Source organism: Flavobacterium sp. AG291 (genome assembly GCF_003350375.1).
In the GTDB taxonomy this organism is placed as follows: Bacteria; Bacteroidota; Bacteroidia; order Flavobacteriales; family Flavobacteriaceae; genus Flavobacterium; species Flavobacterium suzhouense.
Genome location: NZ_QQAR01000009.1, coordinates 99,060 through 119,240, shown reverse-complemented (window position 1 = coordinate 119,240; position 20,181 = coordinate 99,060). Strand labels below are relative to the sequence as shown.

Sequence of the window (20,181 nt, the reverse complement as noted above, 5' to 3'; positions counted from 1 at the left end):
TAACTTGAAATCCTTTAGACCAACTAATTTTTAATATAAAATGGATATCAAACAAGACATTCTCGATAAAGTAAATATATGGTTAACTCCTGCATTTGACACTGCAACGCAAGATGCAGTAAAAGAAATAATGACCTCTTCTCCAAAAGAACTTGAAGAGTGTTTTTACAAAAATCTGGAATTCGGGACAGGCGGTATGCGTGGTATAATGGGACCCGGCACTAACCGAATTAATAAATATACGCTGGGAAAAGCAACCCAAGGACTTTCAGATTACCTGAAAACATCATTCCCGGGTGAAGAGCTTAAAGTCGCTATTGCTTATGACTGCCGTCATAATAGCGACACGCTGGCAAAAGTAGTTGCCGACGTATTTTCGGCTAATGGCATTAAAGTATATCTTTTCTCAGAGCTTCGCCCTACCCCGGAATTATCATTTGCCGTAAGGCATCTGAATTGCCATGCTGGTATTGTACTTACCGCATCACACAATCCACCGGAATATAACGGATATAAAGTGTACTGGCAGGATGGCGGACAACTTGTACCCCCTCAGGACAAAGAGCTTATTGATGTAATTGAAGCCATTGATTACAATCAGATCAATTTCCAGCCGAATGAAAATCTGATCGAATACATTAGTAACGATATTGACACAGCCTTTATACGTTCATCACTACAGGCTGCCACGTTTAACACAGCGCAGGAAGCCAAAGATGAGCTGAAAGTAGTATTCACACCGCTTCACGGAACATCTGTTACACTTATCCCTGACCTTCTTGAAGATGCAGGATATAGTAATATACATATTGTCTCCGATCAGGCGAAACCTGACGGTAACTTCCCTACGGTTAAATCACCAAACCCGGAAGAGCCTGAAGCCCTAGCCATGGCTATTGCGCTTGCCGATGAGATTGGTGCTGATATAGTTGTAGGTACTGACCCAGATAGTGATCGCCTTGGTGTAGCAGTTCGCAACGGAAACGGCATAATGACACTATTGAACGGAAACCAGACAATGGTACTTATGACGCATTTCCTTTTAGAGCAATGGAAACAGAAAGGATTGTTTAAAGGGAATGAATTTATTGCCTCAACAATTGTTTCTACCCCTATGATCATGGAGCTGGCATCAGCTTACAATGTAGGCTTTAAAGTAGGACTTACCGGCTTTAAATGGATTGCAAAAATGATCAAGGATTTCCCTAACGAGAAGTTCATTGGAGGTGGAGAAGAAAGTTTTGGCTATATGGTAGGCGACGAAGTGCGCGATAAAGACGCTGTTACCTCTACCCTGCTGCTTTGCGAAATGGCAGCTCAGGCAAAAGCCAAGGGCAGTTCACTATACCAGGAAATACTTAAGCTGTATGAGCAATATGGTTTCTACAAAGAATACCTTATCTCATTAACTAAAAAAGGTATTGATGGTGCTGCCGAGATCCAACAGATGATGCTTGACCTGCGTAACAATCCGCTTAAAGAAATAAACGGTGAAAGCGTTGTTATGGTTGAGGACTACAAAGCCTCTACTGCGTTGAACATGTTTACCAACGAGGTTGAAGAACTTACACTGCCAAAATCTGATGTACTTATCTACTACCTTGCCGACGGAACTAAAATATGTGCCCGCCCTAGTGGTACAGAACCGAAAATCAAATTTTACTTCAGCGTAAATGAACCGCTGGATAGCATTAATAACTTTAAAGAAGTTGAAGCATCATTAGATGCCAAGATTAAAAACATCATCGAGGAGATGAACCTTATTTAATGAGTAATTTCAAGAAAATTTTTCGTTTTGCCTTACCGTATAAAAAATACGCTTACCTAAACATTCTTTTTAATGTTTTATATGCCGTTTTTAGTACACTTTCTTTTATGGCGTTGATACCGATGATTTCGGTAATATTTGACGACACGAAAAAAGTATACACAGAACCGGTTTATACCGGAATAGGAGATTTAAAAGACTACTTAGGCAATTATCTTAACTACTATGTGACTATTACCAATGAAACCAAAGGTGTTGAGTTTACATTGGCCACTATGGTTGCAATAATAATAAGCATATTCCTTTTAAAGAACCTTTTTAATTATCTGGCTTTGTTCTTTGCAACCTACCTTCGAAACGGTGTATTAAGGGATTTGCGTAATGCCATGTATAAAAAGGTTATCGAGTTGCCTTTATCTTTTTATTCCGAAAAGCGCAAAGGAGATGTAATAGCGCGTATGTCTTCGGATGTAAATGAAGTACAACAATCTTATCTGTCAATCCTTGAATTGATCGTAAAAGAACCGCTCAGTATTATTTTTGCCATCGTTGTTATGGCAATGATAAGTCTGAAACTGACTTTGTTTGTTTTTATCTTTATTCCCGTATCAGGATTCATCATTTCTAAAATAGGTAAATCATTAAAGAAAAAGTCCGGCAGGGCGCAGACAGAGCAAGGTATGTTCCTTTCTATCATTGAGGAAACACTGGGAGGATTAAAAGTTATTAAAAGCTTTACCGCAGAAGGTTTTTTTTCAAAAAAATTCTACGACTCAACTAACAGGCACTACAATTTATCAAATAAAATCCTTAACAGACAAAACCTTGCTTCCCCTTTAAGTGAGTTCATGGGAATTACTGTTATCGCCATCTTATTATGGTATGGCGGGCACATGGTTTTGGTTGAGCATACTTTAAATGGTGCTTCTTTTATTGGATACATGGGATTAGCATATCAAATCCTTACCCCGGCAAAAGCAATATCTAAAGCATCGTATGACATTAAAAAAGGTAATGCAGCCGCAGACAGACTTATGGAAGTATTGGAACAGGAAAACCCAATTACAAGTAAGGCTGATGCAATTGAAAAAACAACTTTTGACAGCAACATAACACTCGAAAACATCAATTTCCGTTACGAAAAAGAAAACGTATTGAAAGATTTCTCCTTAGTTGTTCCAAAAGGAAAAACCGTTGCCCTTGTAGGACAATCCGGAAGCGGCAAGAGTACCATCGCCAACCTGCTTACACGTTTTTATGATGTACAGGAAGGTGCTATTAAAATTGACAGCAACGATGTTCGCGACCTGAAACTGGAATCGTTACGTGGACTTATGGGACTTGTAACTCAGGACAGCATCCTGTTTAATGATACTGTAAGAAGTAACGTTTCTCTGGGTAAACCGGGAGCTTCTGATGATGAGATTATTGCAGCGCTAAAAGTTGCCAATGCCTATGAGTTTGTAATCGGGCTTCCTGATGGGCTTGACACCAACATTGGTGATAGCGGAAACAAGCTTTCAGGCGGACAAAAACAACGCCTTAGCATTGCCCGTGCAGTGCTTAAAAACCCTCCTATCATGATTCTTGATGAGGCCACTTCTGCACTTGACACAGAAAGTGAAAGACTGGTACAGGAAGCATTAGAGAACATGATGCAGAACAGGACGTCGGTAGTTATTGCCCATAGACTGTCTACCATCCAGAAAGCCGATAGGATCGTTGTAATGAAAAAAGGCCGCATCGTAGAGCAAGGTACACATGATGAGCTTATCACTCTTGACGGCACCTACAAGAAATTAGTAATGATGCAGTCGTTTGAATAGATTATTCTATTGTTACACATCATTAAACAATACATCATTAATAGCTGCAGTTTTGCAGCTATTTTTTTATGCCGTAACTTTAGACTTCCAAAAAAAACCTTATATGCCTATAAAAGCAATTATCTACGATCTGGACAATACTATTTTTCCCGTAAGTTCTATTGGCGACAAACTATTCAAACCTGTATTCGACCTCATTGCCGAAAGCGGTCAGCACAATGATAATCTTGAAAACATCAAAAAAGCCATTATGCGTACGCCTTTCAGGATCGTTGCCCAACGTAATGGCTTTAGCTATGAACTTACCCAAAAAGGCATCGAGATTCAGGATACCATCGATTATCAGGGTGAAATAATCCCTTTTGAAGATTATGCAGAAATAAGAAATATAAGCGCAGAACGTTTTCTGGTAACCACAGGTTTCAGAACGATGCAGTTAAGCAAAATAAGACAACTGGGAATTACGGAAGACTTTAAAGAAATTCATGTTGTGAACCCTGTTGTAACTTCCAAAAAAGAGGTTTTTGCTGACATACTAAGACGTTTTGATTATCTCCCTGAACAGGTTGTTGTCATTGGCGACGACCCTGAAAGTGAGATAGCTGCAGCCAAAGCTTTAGGTATCCCAACAGTATTATATGATAAAACAAATGCATTTGAAGCCAAAGAGGCCGATTACAAAATAAAACATTTCGCTGAGCTTGCTGAAATTGTTAAATCAAAAAACAATTTATAACAAAAACATAAATCAAATCCCGAAGATTACCCGTAATTTTAAATTACCTTGCAGTAAAACCATCCTCGTATGTATGTACCCAATGAACAGATAAGCCTTCCTGATAATGACACCATAGTCTGGAAATACATGGATCTTTCCAAATTTTTGGATATGCTGTTGTGTAGGCAAATGTTCATGTCAAGATCGGATAAGTTTGAAGACCAATATGAAGGTACATTTAGTGAGCCAACCTATGAGGAACTTAAAAAGTTATCAGAAAATAATCCTGAATTCCTTGATTACCATAAAACGCATCGCAAAAATGTAGTAATAAGCAGCTGGCACATTAACGAATATGAATCGTTTGCCATGTGGCAGATATTTACCAAAAACAACGAAGGGCTCGCAATACAATCAACAATAGGACGTATGCAGGAGGCATTAGCCCCTGAAAATCGTTATGATATGTATATAGGGGCTGTAAACTATATTGATTACAAAAAAGAGTATGTACCTCTTGATAATGCCTTTTTCCCGTTTTTGTTTAAGAGAAAAAGTTTTCAGTATGAACGCGAAGTAAGGATAATTTCTGATCTGTCTTCGCAGAATATTTACATTAACGAAGGTATAAAGGCCAATGTAGACATTAATAAGCTTATCGACAAGATTTATATTCACCCTAAATCTGAGAACTGGTATAAAAACCTGGTAATTCAGCTAATGCAACAACTTGGATTTGATTTCACTATCGAAAAATCAGATCTGGAAAGCGATATTTTTCTTTAAACATGAACAAAACACCATGCCATTTAATGATGAAACCGTATTTAGGATAAGGGAATTTTTTCTCGATAAAGGAGCCAATTTCTATGAAAAGAAAATGTTCAGCGGCGTATGTTTTATGGTAAATGATAAAATGTGCTGCGGAACACATATTAATAAAAAAACAGGAGAGGACATGCTTATGTGCAGAATCGGCCCGGACACTTATGAAACAGCTCTTGAAAAAGATTATGTAGTACCCATGGAATTTACTGGCAAACCTATGATTGGTTACATATATGTGTATGAAGGAGGATTCACTACTGCAAGAGACCTTGCGTACTGGTTACAGTTATGCCTTGATTTTAATCCTTTTGCAAAAGCCTCTAAAAAGTAAACTAATTTACAGGCTCATAAGTCACCGGTTCCCAGTTATCCTTAAGAAGATCTACATAATGATAGTGTACCTTATCATTTTTATCGAAGGCACCATTTTTATTGATATCCTCAATAGTTCGGAAATAAATCCTTCCCTGCGCTTCGATCAGGTTCCAGTCGATCAGTTCCTGAGAGTCCTGAGATAATTTTTTGAATTCTCTCCCTGAAGCATCACTAATGTAAAGCGATTTAATATCATTCACATCTACCTTTCCATCCTGATTGGTGTCGGCATCCACAAGTGTATACAGTAATACATTCTTTTTATATCGCGCAGTTAGCGTGTTAAGGTATGTGGCTGTCTGAATTTGAATTTTTTTATCGGTAAGCGGTCTTAAAGCCGTTGAATCGACGTGCTGAAATTTAAGATTCTCAAAATAACCGGTTATTTCAAAACGATTATAATTAGAGATCGCATAACTAACACCGTTAGTTCGGCTAGAGCCATAACTCCTGTTACTGTCATCATACACTCTTATGTCTCCTATCGGATGGATAAGATATTTGGTTCCTTCCATGTGTACCGGAAGATCGGCAACCTTAATCTCTGTTGAGTCAATTTTCTTTACCTGGCCTTTAGCTCCGGCTTCATCATAAATTACTTTAGGCTTTTGCTGTTCCTCTTTACAGGCAACAAAAAACATTGATGATAAGGTGATAATTGCTATAAGGACTTTTCTCATTTTAAAAGGATATATATCAAAAATAAGCAAAATGTTTCAATAAATTAAATGCTTACATTCAGCTTAAGGCTAAATACACGACTCGTAAGATAGTTAGGCACTCCATACTGATTTTTGGTATACACATCACGCACCCATGTATTTGTAATAGCATTCTGATTATTGAACAGGTTAAATATCTCTAATCCCAGTGACAAATCCCTGAAAACAGAAAGCCAGTGCCCTTTAGGATAATCTGATTTAGAATCAACAAAAACATATGCAAAACCGGCATCTACCCTACGGTAATCGTTAAGGCGTGACTGATACAGATAAGGATCGGCATAAGAAGGCGAACCGCCCGGAAGACCTGTATTGTAAACCATATTAAGATACACCTTAAGGCTTGGTATGTTCGGCACATAATCCTGGAAAAGGATGGCAAACTTAAGCCTCTGATCCGTTGGACGGGCTATATACCCTCTGTCATTCAGATTTTCTTCCGTTTTCATGTATCCTACACTAACCCATGACTCAGTACCGGGAACGAATTCACCATTCATTCGCATATCAAGTCCGTAAGCATAGGCAACAGCATCATTATTGGCGCGGTAACGCATACGCACATTTTCAAGCGTATAGGTATTTACATCATCCATTTTTTTATACCAAAGCTCAGAAACAAGTTTGAATGGTCTTTCCCAAAGCCTGAAGCTGTAATCATTACCCGCTACTATATGTATAGATTTCTGTGCTTTTACATCCGGTCTTACCTGACCCAGTGAATCACGCAATTCGCGATAGAATGGCGGCTGATTGTAAAAACCTCCCGAAAGACGGAAAAGCATATCCATATCCCAGGCCGGCTTTAAGGTTAGCTGCGCTCTTGGACTGATGGTAGTCTGGCCTTTACCTTCTACATTTCCGCCAACTTTCCAGTATTGCGCTCTTGCTCCCGCATTGATAAACAGATCGGCCTCACCTACTTTCGTCCTGTGACTCCATTGTGCAAATCCTGAAAAACGGTTTATTTGCGTAAAATTAGTGGCCCTTACGTCCTGATAAGGTAGAAGTGGCCCTGTGAATGGTTCATAAGGCTGATCATTTTTAATATCAGCGACAGGAGGCCTTATAGAGAAACCGGCAGAATCAATAACCTCCCACTCTAACAATCTGTCACGGATATCTTCATGAGTGTATTTTACACCCCACTCCAATCGGTTATTATTAATAACATGGTACCCTTTAATCTCTGCATTAGCTATAAGTGCATCAAGATTGTTACGAGCATGGTTTAGCTGAGAGCCTACACCACGTGCATTTTTTACTTGTCCAAAAGTATCTGAACCAATATTGGTATCAACCTCACCTAAATTATACTGTGCAAGGATGTCGAAATACTCCTGCTCCATCGTATGATAAATGGATCCAATAACCTTGAACTGGAAATTTTCAGATACAGTGTAAGTTGATTTTAATGCTCCAAAGTAAGTTGTATACTGGTCTTTTTCCTTACCGTCATAATAGATAACCAATGCCACAGGTTCATCTACAGTTCCGAAATTGGTTTGGCGATAAAGCGGCTCATAGTTGTATTTGTTTTGGGAGATATTCCCTAAAAAGTTAAGTTCCCATTTTGACGAAGGTGTAAAATTAACCATAGCCTGCACATCGGTAAACGTTGGCTTGTAGTTTGATTCTGTTTGTTGGCTATTAACCAGCAGACTGTTATCACGATAACGGGCACCAATAATACCACTCCATTTTTGGTTTTTAGAGATGGCATCAGCTGTTACACTACCTCCCAGGAAGCTTGCCTCTGCCTGAACGCCAAATCTTGTTGGTCTTCTGTAGCTAATATCCAATACCGATGACATTTTATCGCCATACTTCGCCTGAAAACCTCCTGCTGAAAACTCTACATTCTCAACCATTGATGTATTGGTAAAACTAAGCCCTTCCTGTTGCCCTGAACGGATCAGGAACGGACGGTATATTTCAATATCTTCAACATATACAAGGTTTTCATCATAACTACCCCCACGAACAGCATATTGGGTACTCATTTCGTTATTTGAGTTACCTCCCAATAACTTTACTATATTCTCAACTCCTGCATTAGCCCCCGGAATATTCCTGATCACTTCAGGAGATATTCTTGTAAGCCCAATGATCCTCTGGCGGCTTGTTTCTCCTGTAATTGTAACTCCCTGGAGTTGTTTACTTGAAGACTCAAGAATCGCGTTAATCTCACCTTTTTTCCCCGGAGGTAATGTAATTGGCACCGAAGCCGGTATAAAACTTACGTGGTTATAGGAAATAATGATTTCTCTCCCTGCCGGTATCTCAAGCTTATAAGCCCCTGTCTTATCCGATACTGCATGGCCTTTCTCGCCATTGTCATCAAAGGAAATACTAACACCTTCCACAGGCTGACGGCTTTCATCTAAAAGCACTCCATATATAAGAGCTTTATTTTGTGCAAAAGCATTGGCACTGAATACTAAGAACAACAGCGCAAAAAGTTTATTTATTGTTTTCAACAGAGGTTGGGTTTTGTGTTCTGAAAAAATGCGTCTCAAAGGTAGCAGAATTTCCCACATTATCAGTAACGGTAACCTTTAAATCATTTCGCCCTTCATCAACTACACCATCACTGAAATTATGGAAGATAACCCTGGTCTTATAATCATAATGCATAAGTATCCATTTACCATTTAGCCACGCATCTATTGTTGCAATGCCTGAACGGTCGTCGCTAACCTTCAAATTAAATTGCTTATTTTTAGTAAGCCACTTGCCCGGCGTAAAACTCGGACTGTATATTTTTGGAGGATTATAATCCTGCGCCAGTTTATAATTACCTAATGTTTTTACTTTTGCTGACATTCTGCCGTCTTCAACCACACTTGCATTATACGACAGTTTCTTTTCGTTAAACGTGGCAATGAATGTTTTTTGGAGTACTTCTTTCGACATTCCTTTAACATCAAACGAAACCGTGATTGGGGTATGTACCGGAACCGACTCGTTGTTAATGTATAGTATAGAATCTTTTACATCAAGATCCATGTAAAAATCCTCATAAAAAGAATTTGCCGGAACAAATACCGATATATTGTTCTTAGAATAATTATTATCGTTAGTCGCTTTTACCAGATAAGGGGTAATATTTTTTACCTCCGTTACCTCTGCAGGTTTATCGGAATATTCTATACTCCCGTTTATTGTTGTCTTATTGCCGTGATAATCACTCACTACTATCCTGTAATTTTGAGTTTCTCCGGGTTTAACTTCAATCTGTCCATTGGTAGTATTACCTTTTATCATTGAAAAAGGATAAGGCGTTCGGTAAAACAATTTCTGGAAACGCTGACCCGTATAGTAGTACTTAGGATAATCGATAAAATTATTAATATAACGCCCTTCATTAAAAGCAAAAGTATTGAAGGTATAACCAAATCCCGGAGTGCCGTTATAAAATGTTTCCATCTTATAAATACCGTTATTCCCAACGCTACCTGTAGATTTATCTGTAGCGCTGATCTCAATTCCAATTTTTCCTTTTGCAAGAATCTTATCGGCAAGATAAGTCCCGTCGGCCTGCATCTTTACATTTACAGTTACCGGCTTTGCCGATTCATCCACAACAGCATCGCTGCTCAAAGGATAAGCCAGCAATCCGTGAAAAGATGGCGCTTTTTTATCTTCCATTTTTTTATCCAGACCAAAAAGCAACGGATTGATAACCCATTCCGTTTTAGTATCACGCACTTCAAAATGAAGGTGTGGTCCTCCTGAACCTCCTGTATTTCCTGAAAGCCCAACAAGTTCACCTTTAGTCACCTTAATCTCGTCCCTTTTTGGAAACAACTCTATTTCAAAAGATTTCTTCTCATACTGCTTAGCCCTTACGTAAGACTCTATCTTATCAGCATAAGCACTAAGATGTGCATATACAGTAGTGTAGCCATTAGGATGATCGATATACAATACAGTGCCATAGCCAAAAGAGGAAACTTTTATACGTGAAACATATCCATCGGCTGCAGCAAAAACTGAAAGGCCTTCACGCTGTTCGGTACGGAAGTCGAGTCCGGAATGAAAGTGATTCGTACGCAATTCTCCAAAAGTTCCCGACGGATGGATAGGTATATCCATTGGCGAACGGAAATAGTCTTGCGGATAAGGGTTCTGCGCCCAAACAGAAAAGGAAATAAGTAAGGATAAAAGAAGTAATCTCATAGGGCTAAAATATAAAAAAGCACAAAAATAACCTCGGGCTTTTAGATAAACTTATAACTCTTTCCCCTCCAATTTATTACACCTTTACGAAATTTTTCGCATAATTTTTCCTTAAACTATTGTTTCTAATTAAAGTAATATTAACTTTGTAAAATCATGTAATGAAAGTTGACTGTTATGAACGGATTATCCGAAATAGTTGATGCTCTTGAGGTTAAACTCGAAAAGCTTGCCCAAAAACTGGAGCAGCTTCAGGCAGAAAATCAGGGGTTGGAAAACGAGGTTTCCCGGTCAGCTTTGGCCTTAAGCAGGCAAAGTGAGGAGATTGCATTGCTTAAACAGCAAAATGAATCTCTTAGGATGGCCAACTCATTACTGGGCAGTGACGACAATAAAAGAGAAACAAAACTCAAAATAAATTCATTGATCCGCGAAATTGATTATTGCATAGCGCAGCTCTCTGATTAAGACAGAAGATGGACGATAAGCTGAAGATCAAAATATCAATTGCCGACAGGGTTTACCCTTTAAATGTAGATCCGGCGCAGGAAGAAGGCTTACGAAGCGCTTCTAAGAAGATTGATGCCATGATCAGGCAGTTTGAAGAAAACTATGCAGTTCGCGATAAACAGGACGTCTTAGCCATGTGTGCATTACAATTTGCATCGCAGGCAGAACAAAAGCAGATCGATAAATCTGCCGACCTGGAAGAAGCTTTTGAAAGGCTTAAAAAAATGAATGAAAGAGCTGATGAGCTTCTCTCTAAATAATAAAATACGTTCTTTACATACGTCAAAAATACTGCCTACATTAGTACAAATTTGATAAACTCAACGCCAATTCTTTAAAATGGGTGAATCGTCGCTACTATAGCATGCTGCCTTGAGCAGATCCTAGAACAGCTTGTTAGCCCAAAACTTGTCAATACGAGTTTATACAATTCTTCTGATGTGGGCTTTTTTTTATATTTAAAAACAACCAAACAAAATCTAAATGGATATAGCTTTAATAATAATTATCGGGATTGTAGGAGTAGCGGCAGGATTTGGGGTCGCGAAGTTCCTGGAGAAGAAAAATGTGTCAACCCTGATAAAAAATGCGAAAAAAGAGGCCTCTAACATCATAAAAGATGCTACCAAAGAGGGTGACAACATAAAAAAAGACAAAGAGCTTAGGGCTAAGGAAAAATTCCTTGAGCTAAAAGCCGAGCACGAGCAGGTTATCTTAGCCAAAGACAGAAAAATCGCTGAAGCTGAGAAAAGAACAAGAGATAAAGAATCGCAGGTATCTAACGAGCTTGCCAAGACTAAAAAAGTAAACGATGAGGCTGAAGCTAAAATAGCTGACTATAACTCGCGTATCGAATATCTTGACAAAAAGCAACACGAAATAGACAAGCTTCATAAAAGCCAGGTAGAGCAACTTGAGGTAATCTCTGGCCTTTCTGCTGACGAAGCTAAAAACCAACTTGTGGAAAGCTTAAGAGCTGAAGCAAAAACAGCTGCTATGTCTCACATTCAGGAGACTATCGAAGAGGCTAAGCTTACTGCACAGCAGGAAGCCAAAAAAATCATCATCAGCACTATTCAGCGTGTAGGTACTGAAGAAGCAGTAGAAAACTGTGTATCTGTATTCAACATCGAATCGGATGATGTAAAAGGACGTATTATTGGCCGTGAAGGACGTAACATCCGTGCGCTTGAAGCTGCTACAGGTGTAGAGATCATCGTTGACGATACTCCGGAGGCAATTATCCTTTCATGCTTTGACCCTGTAAGAAGGGAAATCGCACGCCTTTCACTTCACAAACTTGTAACAGACGGTAGGATTCACCCTGCACGTATCGAAGAAGTTGTTGCTAAAACTACAAAACAGATCGAAGACGAGATTATCGAAGTTGGTAAACGTGCCGTAATCGATCTTGGTATACACGGATTACACCCTGAGCTTATCAAAATCGTTGGCCGTATGAAATACCGTTCGTCATACGGACAAAATTTACTACAACACTCAAGAGAAGTTGCTAAACTTTGTGGTATCATGGCTGCTGAACTTGGACTTAACGTTAAACTTGCTAAAAGAGCGGGTCTGTTACACGATATCGGTAAAGTACCGGATGCTGAAAGTGACCTTCCACACGCACTACTTGGTATGCAGTGGGCTGAGAAATATGGTGAGAAAGAAGAGGTATGCAACGCAATTGGTGCTCACCACGACGAAATAGAAATGAAATCATTACTATCGCCTATCGTTCAGGTGTGTGATGCCATCTCTGGTGCAAGACCGGGTGCAAGAAGACAGGTTCTTGACTCATACATACAGCGTCTTAAAGACCTTGAGGATATCGCTTACGGATTCCAGGGTGTTAAGAGTGCTTATGCTATCCAGGCAGGACGTGAGCTTCGTGTGATCGTAGAAAGCGAAAAAGTAACCGACGATATGGCGGCTAATCTTTCTTTCGAGATCTCTCACAAGATCCAAACCGAAATGACGTATCCTGGTCAGGTTAAGATTACCGTTATCAGGGAAACCAGAGCGGTTAATATTGCTAAATAAAAAGCTAATGCTTTAGAAATATAAAACTCCGGAGGAAACTTCGGAGTTTTTTTGTGGATCATTGTTGCCGGAAAGTTAGCAAGAGTAGGTTTCCCCTCCTTCGGAGGGGTGGCTGAAAGCCGGGGTGGTTAACTTTTAAAGTTTTCATTATATTTATCATTGCTAAATCAATTGAAACATGAACTCAACAATGTCCTTTCAGGAAAGAGCGAAGTTAGGTTTGGAACAACTATCCAAGCAATCGCCTGTTACTTTAGCGATGGCACGCCAACAGGCTCAGCAATTGAAAACACAAAGCATTCCAAAGAACAAGAAGAACAGAGAATAAAACATCTGTTAATTATTTAGGGAGGCAGACAGCAATATATATAAACAATTACAAACATTAATTAATCCATAAATGGACAGAAGCAATATTTGGTCTTATTGGAGTATTCATAGGCTCTATAATTTCTTTGTTTCAAACTTATTGGACAGATAAGTTATCTCAAAAAAGGAATGCTAAATACTTAGCCATCCGTATTGTATGTATTCTTGATAAGTTTTTAATTGATTGCGTTAATGTAGTGAAAGACGATGGTCTATCTTACGGGCAGAGATCTCAAGAAGGTTTTCTAGAGCCGCAAGTAAAAACACCTGAGCCTCCAATATTCCCAGAGGACGTGGATTGGAAAAGTATTAATCCTGAGTTGATGTATAAAATACTCTCTTTTCCTTCTGATATTGAAACTGGAAATAGAGCCATTGAATTTGCATCAAATATATCTATCCCTCCTGATTTTGAAGACTGGTTTGAGGAACGCAAATTCTATTATTGTAAATTTGGGCTAGTGGCATATCGATTAGCAGAAAAATTATCTTCAAAATATAAAATTAAAAAGAAAGTATATAACGATTGGGATCCTGTGGCTGATTTAGAAAATGAACTAATGACAGTTACAAAAAAAAGAGAAAAAAGAATTGAGTCATATAAACTTTTTGTTGATAGTGTACTACCTAACAGAGTAACAAAATCTAAATAGTTTTTTACCCCGGCAACCCCGATAGCACGGATTTGCAATCTGTACCCGCAAAGACAATTAAATAACAAAACCCTCCCCTGCAATGCAGAGAAGGGTTTCTTCCACTTAAAACAATAACACCATTATCTCCAGCCTCCGCCAAGTGACCTGTATAACTGGGCCACAGCGTTAAGCTGGTCTCTTTTTAATGCTGCCAGATCCAGTTCGCTTTGCAGCACATTTCCCTGTGCTGTAATCACTTCCAGATAATTGGCCATGCCGCTTTTAAACAGCATATCGGCATTTGTTGTCGCTTTTTGCAGGTTGGCCACTCTATCTGCCGCAAACTCCTGCTCCTGTTTAAGCTTCTCTACTTTTACTAAAGCATCAGATACCTCTCCTACAGCATTTAGCACCGACTGCCTGAAGGCAATCACGGCTTTTTCACGCTCTACTTTGGCTATTTCGTACTGTGTACGAAGCTGCTTTCTTTGCAACAGTGGCTGCGTAACGCTACCGGCCACCATACCAAATAAAGAGGCAGGCATATTAAACCAGTTATTTGATTTAAATGAATTTAGCCCACCCGCAGCTGTAATATTCAATGCCGGGTACATTGATGCTTTAGTTATACCTACTCTTGCGTTGGCCGATGCAAGTTCATATTCTGATGCTTTCACATCCGGCCTGTGACTGATGATTGATGATGGAACTCCTGTTGATAGTTCTGTTAGCAATGGCGTAAGATCTAGTGTGCTGCTTCGCGAAATCTCCGCCGGAAGCGCACCGGTAAGTATGCTTAATCCATTTTCCTGAATGATGATCTCTTTTTCAAGCATTGGCACTATCTGTGCTGCTTTCAGGCGTTGTGTTTCTGTCTGCTGTACCGCCAGCGATGTTACCTGACCTGATTCGAACTGCATTTTTACGATACGTAGCGTATGCTCGTTCAATTCAAGGTTCTTTTTGGCAACAGCGAGTTGCTGGTCTAACATCAGCAGGTTGTAATACCCCTGCGCCACTCCTGCAACCAGGTTGGTCTGTACCAGTTTTCTAGCCTCTTCCGATTTCAGGTACTGGTTCAGTGCTTCTTTTTTACGGCCCCTTAGTTTACCCCAAATATCAGCTTCCCATGAAAGATTACCTCCAGCGTTATAATCTTCAATATGGCTTGTATTCAAAAAGTTGTTAAGGCTGATACCGTTAAGGCTGTTTTGTGACGGAATAGATGTATTAGCCGTCACGCCAAGGCTAAGCTGTGGTACATTATTCCATTTTGTCTGCCTGAACTGCAGTTGGGCTGCCTCAATATTCTTAAGGGCCTTCTGCATATCATAATTGTTATTTATGGCTTTGTCAATAAGTCCCTGAAGTGTTACATCAGGAAAGAATTGCTTCCAGTCAATCGTAGCGATACTGGTAGTATCGGTACTTGCCGCCGCATTCCTGTATTGCTGCGGAAGCTCAGGCTGCGGTGTTTCAATATCTTTAGACACTTTACAGCCTGTAAGTATCAGTAATGCTGTAAAGAGCAGATAAATATTATACGTTCTCATTTTTAAATGGTGGTATATTTTAAGTTACCCTTCATTGGCACTGCCTACAGGCTCCCTCCCATTAGTGGTGAGAGGGAGCGGGCAGCTTTATAAAACAAACAATAAAGGATTTTTGATTTTTTATTTGGCTAATTCTAACTCTTCTTTAAGGTGTTCGACAGCTTCAGCTCCATGAGCTTTAGCAGGAACACCGCTAATTTTTTCATGAAGGTACTGGAACAGTATGAACAATACCGGAATAATAAATAACCCCAGTACAACACCGGTAACCATACCACCCGCAGCACCAATACTGATGGAGTGGTTACCTTGTGCTGATGGTCCTATAGCTCCCATCATTGGAATCAATCCAACAATGAATGCCAATGAGGTCATTATAATAGGCCTTAACCTTAGCTTGGCAGCCTCGAGCGATGCCGAAAGCAATGACTTACCTGCCCTTCTGCGCTGTACGGCAAACTCAACGATAAGGATGGCATTCTTGGCAAGAAGTCCGATAAGCATTACAAGTGCTACCTGCACATAGATATTGTTAGATATATTGGTCATGCCAATAGCCGCGAATACTCCAAATACTCCTGTTGGGATTGAAAGGATTACAGCCATCGGAAGGATATAACTCTCATACTGTGCCGCAAGCAGGAAGTATACGAACAATAAGCTCAGTACAAATACAACTGCCGACTGGCCTCCGGAAATAATCTCTTCCCTTGTCATACCTGAGAATTCATAAGAATATCCCGGCGGAAGGTGTTTGGCAGCAACTTCTTCTACTGCTTTAATCGCAGCACCTGAGCTGTAACCCGGTTTAGGAATGGCATTCACCGTCATAGAGTTGAACAGGTTATAACGTGAGGCATTTTCAGGACCGTAAACTCTTTCCAGTTTTACAAGTGTATTTACAGGAACCATTTCGCCGGTTTTATTTTTTACAAATACTCCTCCAAGCGATTCAGGGTTAGCCCTTGTATCTTTATCTGCCTGAACCATTACACGGTAATATTTACCAAATCGGTTGAAGTCAGACACTTGGGCACTACCATAATAAGCCTGTATTGTCCCCAGCAACTCTTTTACGCTAACACCAAGCTGTTCGGCCTTAACATCGTCAACAACCATTTCATATTGCGGATAATCGGCTCTGAATGGTGTAAATGCTACTGCAATTTCAGGGCGTTTCATTAATTCCATGATAAAGTTGTTACCAATACCGCTGAATTTATCCAGTCTTCCACCGGTACGATCCTGTAATACAAAGTCAAGTCCGTCGATATTACTGAAACCGGGAACCGTTGGGAAGGTAAACACAAAGAAGTTAGCTCCTTTTATGGCAGACAATCTACCTCTCACGTCGTTCATGATCTCGTCGATGTTCTTAACATCACCACGCTCCTTGTTTTCTTTGAGCAGAATGAAGGCAACACCAAACGACGGACTCGACGATTGTGTAAGCATATTAAAACCAGAAAGTATATTTATAGTACGCTGGTAAGGTGCAGCACCAAGAACTTTTTCCACCTCAGCCAATGCTTCCGTAGTACGCTCAAGGGATGTACCCGCAGGCATTGATGCCGATATGGCAATAAAGCCCTGGTCTTCTGAAGGAATGAATCCTGAAGGTGTTGTTTTTACCATCCACGCGGTTGCAAGTACAACAACTGCCAGACCTCCCATACTCCACCATCTGTATTTTATAAGGAATCGGATACTACCTATATAACGGTTCGTCACCTTATCAAAACCTACGTTAAATGCTTTAAAGAATCTCGTTTTAAATGTAGATTTTTCAACCGGTGCATGGGTGTCATGTCCATGATCGTGATGTGTATCATGTGGTTTCAGGAATAGTGCCGCCAAAGCAGGGCTCAACGTTAAGGCATTTACAGCCGATATTACAATCGCGATAGCCAGTGTTAATGCAAACTGCCTGTAGAATACTCCTGTTGAACCTTCCATGAAGCCCACCGGAAGGAATACCGCCGACATTACAAGCGTAATGGAAATAATTGCACCGGTAATTTCGCTCATGGCAGAAATTGTAGCCTGTTTAGGCTGATATCCCCGCTCCAGTTTGGCGTGTACCGCCTCCACGACGACGATGGCATCATCCACTACGATACCGATAGCCAGTACTAACGCGAACAGGGTTAGCAGGTTGATGGAAAAACCGAACAGGGACATAAAAAAGAATGTACCTAATATGGCCACCGGAACCGCAATGGCTGGAATAAGTGTTGACCTGAAATCCTGAAGGAAGAGATAAACTACAATAAACACCAGGATGAACGCTTCTAAAAGCGTGTGTTCCACCTGTGCGATAGACGCATCAAGATTTCTCTTCGTATTATAAAGGATAAGGTATTTTACATCTTTAGGGAAGTTTTTCGAAGCTTTTTCCATTAGCTTCGCTATCTCCACCTGTATATCGTTAGCATTAGATCCCGGAAGCTGTATAACCGCGATATTTACACCTGGTTTACCATTTACACGGGTAAAGTTTCCGTAGGTATAAGCACCAAACTCTATACGGGCCACATCTTTCAGTCTAAGAAGAGAACCATCAGGATTCGTGCGTACTATGATGTTTTCATAGTCGGCAGGTTTATTAAGCTTTCCTTTATATTTAATTACATATTCGAATGATTCGGTACTATTCTCACCAAATTTACCGGGAGCTGCTTCAAGGTTTTTGTCCTGAATAGCCGCCATAACTTCTCTTGGTGAAATGTTGTAGGTACTCATTTGGGCAGGCTTAAGCCAAACCCTCATCGAATAATCCTTATTACCACCAAAGATCATCGACTGCCCTACACCGGGAATCCTTTTGATATCGGGAATAATGTTAATCTGTGAGTAGTTCGCCAAAAAGGTCTGATCATAAGCTTCGGGATTCTCCGAATACATAGATACCACCATGATAAGGCTGTTTTGCTGTTTTGCTGTTGTTACCCCGGCCTGTACAACTTCGGCAGGAAGCTGGCTTGTAGCCTGAGACACCCTGTTTTGTACGTTTACTGCTGCCTGATCGGGATTAGTTCCCAATTTAAAGTAAACCGTAATTACAAGCGAACCGTCGTTACTGGCAGTAGAAGTCATATAGCTCATGTTCTCTACCCCGTTTATTGATTCTTCAAGCGATGGCGCTACTGATCTTAATACAGTTTCGGCATTCGCTCCCGGATATAATGCTGTTACCTGAACCGCCGGAGGAGCAATGTCCGGGAACTGTTGCAGGGGCAATTTTGTAAGTCCGAGAACCCCTAAAATTACCAATAGGATGGATATGACCGTAGCCAAAACCGGCCGGTCTATAAATCTTTTTAACATGTTTCGTTTTGCTTAAGTGATTATATAGTAATTATTTAGAGACAACTTCTTCCTGTACTTTCTCAGGAACTACAACTGTGCCATCGGCAAGTGTTTCAAAGCCTTTATAAACAATTCTGTCGCCTGCTTTCAGGCCATCTTTTATAAGATAATCAGTACCTGTTTTACCTGAAATAGTTATTGGAGTCCTGGTTACTTTGTTGTCTTTATCAACAATATAAACAAATACTTTATCCTGAATTTCGGCAGTAGCTGCCTGTGGTACTACTATAGCATTAGCATGGCTGATACCCAGCTTAACCCTTCCTGTATTTCCTGAACGTAAAAGTCCTTTAGCATTAGGGAAACTGGCTCTTAGGGTAATCGCACCTGTGGTCCTGTCAAACTGACCGTCTACCATATCGATTTTACCTTTTTGCTCATATTCGCTGTTATCAGCCATTACAAGAGTAACCGGAGGAAGTTTTTTAAGCTTATCATTTAGTGTATTGCCTTCATACTTCTCTTTGAATGCAATAAAATCAGCCTCTCCTATAGAGAAGTAAGCATATACCTCATCTATATCCGAAAGCAATGTAAGTGGTGTAGGGTCTGCAGCCGATACCAGGCTACCTTGTTTTTTAGGTAGTCTTGTAATATATCCGTTCACAGGAGCCGTAATAAGCGTGTAACCAAGGTTTATCTTAGCGGATGCTACAGCTGCTTCGGCTTGCTTTTTATTAGCCTCAGCTATTTTTACTGATGCTTTTGCATTTTTTAGCTGGTATTCAGATACTACTTTGCCTTCAACAAGCGGCGTCATTTTTTCCACCTCAAGTTTAGCGTTCATAAGAGCACCCTCAGCAGCATTTAGCGAACCCTGAGCATTGTTCAGTAATTCTCTGTATCGGTTTTCGTTGATTTTGAAGATGGGCTGCCCTGCCTTTACAAAAGCACCTTCATCTACAAATACCTTATCAAGGTAACCGTCAACCTGAGGGCGTATTTCTACGTTTACCCTTCCTTCAACAGTAACAGGATACTCCTGATAGGTAACTGCCTGCCCCTGCCCGATCGTAAGAACCGGAACCGAAACAGCCTGAGGTGCAGGAGCCTGCCCCTCTCCGCTACCGGAAAATCCATAAAAGGCAAGACCGGCAACAAGTACTATAGCTACAATTATTATTATACGTTTCATAATAGAGTTAAATAATTTAATGATGTTAAGTGATAGTCCAAAAAAATTTAAAATAATGATTGATGATGCTACTTTATGCTTTTAAACCATTTAACAGCGTTAAGTAGTTTCGCAAAAAAAAGCCATTGAGCTAGAAAAGAGTTTT

The 20,181-nt window shown here is 40.1% G+C and carries 16 protein-coding genes and 1 other RNA gene; 11 read left to right on the top strand and 6 right to left on the bottom strand.

Features of this window, described 5'->3' with window-relative positions; all coding sequences use genetic code 11:
- Positions 1–40: 40 nt before the first annotated feature.
- The 5 genes from DEU42_RS10855 to DEU42_RS10835 all read left to right on the top strand — a co-directional run bounded on the left by DEU42_RS10855 (position 41) and on the right by DEU42_RS10835 (position 5,471).
- Positions 41–1,768 (top strand): phospho-sugar mutase, encoded by a 1,728-nt coding sequence (locus tag DEU42_RS10855; protein WP_114758327.1) that lies wholly within the window; start codon positions 41–43, stop codon positions 1,766–1,768.
- A complete protein-coding gene (locus DEU42_RS10850; protein ID WP_114758326.1) occupies positions 1,768–3,594 on the top strand; it encodes an ABC transporter ATP-binding protein in 1,827 nt (608 codons plus the stop codon). Before DEU42_RS10855 ends, DEU42_RS10850 begins: the two co-directional genes overlap by 1 nt.
- A 103-nt stretch (positions 3,595–3,697) precedes the next feature.
- Positions 3,698–4,330, top strand: a complete 633-nt coding sequence (locus DEU42_RS10845) for an HAD family hydrolase (protein ID WP_114758325.1) — start codon at positions 3,698–3,700, stop codon at positions 4,328–4,330.
- A 69-nt stretch (positions 4,331–4,399) separates the two neighbouring features.
- Positions 4,400–5,098 carry a hypothetical protein gene (locus DEU42_RS10840; RefSeq protein WP_114758324.1) on the top strand — a complete coding sequence of 233 codons (699 nt, stop codon included), beginning with the start codon at positions 4,400–4,402 and terminating at the stop codon, positions 5,096–5,098.
- Between the two features lie 16 nt (positions 5,099–5,114).
- Complete coding sequence (locus tag DEU42_RS10835; protein ID WP_114758323.1) at positions 5,115–5,471, top strand: TfoX/Sxy family protein; 357 nt, start codon at positions 5,115–5,117, stop codon at positions 5,469–5,471.
- Between the two features lies 1 nt (position 5,472).
- Here the strand turns inward: DEU42_RS10835 and DEU42_RS10830 are convergent, their stop codons facing one another.
- Genes DEU42_RS10830 through DEU42_RS10820 form a run of 3 tightly spaced genes read right to left on the bottom strand, consistent with a single transcriptional unit; the run spans position 5,473 to position 10,419 of the window.
- Positions 5,473–6,195, bottom strand: coding sequence for a hypothetical protein (locus DEU42_RS10830; protein WP_114758322.1), 723 nt, complete (start codon positions 6,193–6,195; stop codon positions 5,473–5,475).
- Positions 6,196–6,239: 44 nt separating this feature from the next.
- The gene (locus DEU42_RS10825; protein ID WP_410501019.1) at positions 6,240–8,717 is read right to left on the bottom strand and encodes a carboxypeptidase-like regulatory domain-containing protein; all 2,478 of its coding nucleotides are present in this window, start codon (positions 8,715–8,717) and stop codon (positions 6,240–6,242) included.
- The gene (locus DEU42_RS10820; RefSeq protein ID WP_114758320.1) at positions 8,701–10,419 is read right to left on the bottom strand and encodes a M23 family metallopeptidase; all 1,719 of its coding nucleotides are present in this window, start codon (positions 10,417–10,419) and stop codon (positions 8,701–8,703) included. Before DEU42_RS10820 ends, DEU42_RS10825 begins: the two co-directional genes overlap by 17 nt.
- Positions 10,420–10,596: 177 nt before the next feature.
- On the opposite strand from DEU42_RS10820, the gene DEU42_RS10815 reads away from it, so the two are divergent.
- From DEU42_RS10815 to DEU42_RS10795, 6 genes are all read left to right on the top strand, one after another.
- Positions 10,597–10,887: a hypothetical protein gene (locus DEU42_RS10815; protein WP_114758319.1), complete on the top strand. Its 291-nt coding sequence runs from the start codon at positions 10,597–10,599 to the stop codon at positions 10,885–10,887.
- A gap of 8 nt (positions 10,888–10,895) precedes the next feature.
- Positions 10,896–11,189: a cell division protein ZapA gene (locus tag DEU42_RS10810; protein WP_114758318.1), complete on the top strand. Its 294-nt coding sequence runs from the start codon at positions 10,896–10,898 to the stop codon at positions 11,187–11,189.
- Between the two features lie 58 nt (positions 11,190–11,247).
- Positions 11,248–11,353, top strand: a non-coding RNA gene (gene ssrS, locus DEU42_RS10805) — 6S RNA.
- 59 nt (positions 11,354–11,412) lie between these two features.
- Complete coding sequence (rny, locus tag DEU42_RS10800) at positions 11,413–12,975, top strand: ribonuclease Y (protein ID WP_114758317.1); 1,563 nt, start codon at positions 11,413–11,415, stop codon at positions 12,973–12,975.
- Positions 12,976–13,153: 178 nt separating this feature from the next.
- Positions 13,154–13,303, top strand: coding sequence for a hypothetical protein (locus tag DEU42_RS17555; protein ID WP_199509084.1), 150 nt, complete (start codon positions 13,154–13,156; stop codon positions 13,301–13,303).
- 127 nt (positions 13,304–13,430) lie between these two features.
- On the top strand, positions 13,431–13,997 hold the full coding sequence (locus DEU42_RS10795; protein ID WP_114758316.1) for a hypothetical protein: 567 nt from the start codon (positions 13,431–13,433) through the stop codon (positions 13,995–13,997).
- 122 nt (positions 13,998–14,119) lie between these two features.
- Here the strand turns inward: DEU42_RS10795 and DEU42_RS10790 are convergent, their stop codons facing one another.
- The 3 genes from DEU42_RS10790 to DEU42_RS10780 all read right to left on the bottom strand — a co-directional run bounded on the left by DEU42_RS10790 (position 14,120) and on the right by DEU42_RS10780 (position 20,036).
- Positions 14,120–15,532, bottom strand: coding sequence for a TolC family protein (locus DEU42_RS10790; protein ID WP_114758315.1), 1,413 nt, complete (start codon positions 15,530–15,532; stop codon positions 14,120–14,122).
- 120 nt (positions 15,533–15,652) lie between these two features.
- A complete protein-coding gene (locus DEU42_RS10785; protein WP_114758314.1) occupies positions 15,653–18,859 on the bottom strand; it encodes an efflux RND transporter permease subunit in 3,207 nt (1,068 codons plus the stop codon).
- Positions 18,860–18,890: 31 nt separating this feature from the next.
- Positions 18,891–20,036: an efflux RND transporter periplasmic adaptor subunit gene (locus DEU42_RS10780; protein WP_114758313.1), complete on the bottom strand. Its 1,146-nt coding sequence runs from the start codon at positions 20,034–20,036 to the stop codon at positions 18,891–18,893.
- Positions 20,037–20,181 lie beyond the last annotated feature (145 nt).

Bases quoted from the DNA above. Each gene is read 5' to 3' on its own strand.
- DEU42_RS10840 (WP_114758324.1), top strand. From the start codon at position 4,400: ATGTATGTACCCAATGAACAGATAAGCCTTCCTGATAATGACACCATA.
- DEU42_RS10785 (WP_114758314.1), bottom strand. From the start codon at position 18,859: ATGTTAAAAAGATTTATAGACCGGCCGGTTTTGGCTACGGTCATATCC.
- DEU42_RS17555 (WP_199509084.1), top strand. From the start codon at position 13,154: ATGAACTCAACAATGTCCTTTCAGGAAAGAGCGAAGTTAGGTTTGGAA.
- DEU42_RS10845 (WP_114758325.1), top strand. From the start codon at position 3,698: ATGCCTATAAAAGCAATTATCTACGATCTGGACAATACTATTTTTCCC.
- DEU42_RS10810 (WP_114758318.1), top strand. From the start codon at position 10,896: ATGGACGATAAGCTGAAGATCAAAATATCAATTGCCGACAGGGTTTAC.
- DEU42_RS10830 (WP_114758322.1), bottom strand. From the start codon at position 6,195: ATGAGAAAAGTCCTTATAGCAATTATCACCTTATCATCAATGTTTTTT.
- DEU42_RS10790 (WP_114758315.1), bottom strand. From the start codon at position 15,532: ATGAGAACGTATAATATTTATCTGCTCTTTACAGCATTACTGATACTT.
- DEU42_RS10855 (WP_114758327.1), top strand. From the start codon at position 41: ATGGATATCAAACAAGACATTCTCGATAAAGTAAATATATGGTTAACT.
- DEU42_RS10850 (WP_114758326.1), top strand. From the start codon at position 1,768: ATGAGTAATTTCAAGAAAATTTTTCGTTTTGCCTTACCGTATAAAAAA.
- rny (WP_114758317.1), top strand. From the start codon at position 11,413: ATGGATATAGCTTTAATAATAATTATCGGGATTGTAGGAGTAGCGGCA.
- DEU42_RS10835 (WP_114758323.1), top strand. From the start codon at position 5,115: ATGCCATTTAATGATGAAACCGTATTTAGGATAAGGGAATTTTTTCTC.
- DEU42_RS10780 (WP_114758313.1), bottom strand. From the start codon at position 20,036: ATGAAACGTATAATAATAATTGTAGCTATAGTACTTGTTGCCGGTCTT.
- DEU42_RS10820 (WP_114758320.1), bottom strand. From the start codon at position 10,419: ATGAGATTACTTCTTTTATCCTTACTTATTTCCTTTTCTGTTTGGGCG.
- DEU42_RS10815 (WP_114758319.1), top strand. From the start codon at position 10,597: ATGAACGGATTATCCGAAATAGTTGATGCTCTTGAGGTTAAACTCGAA.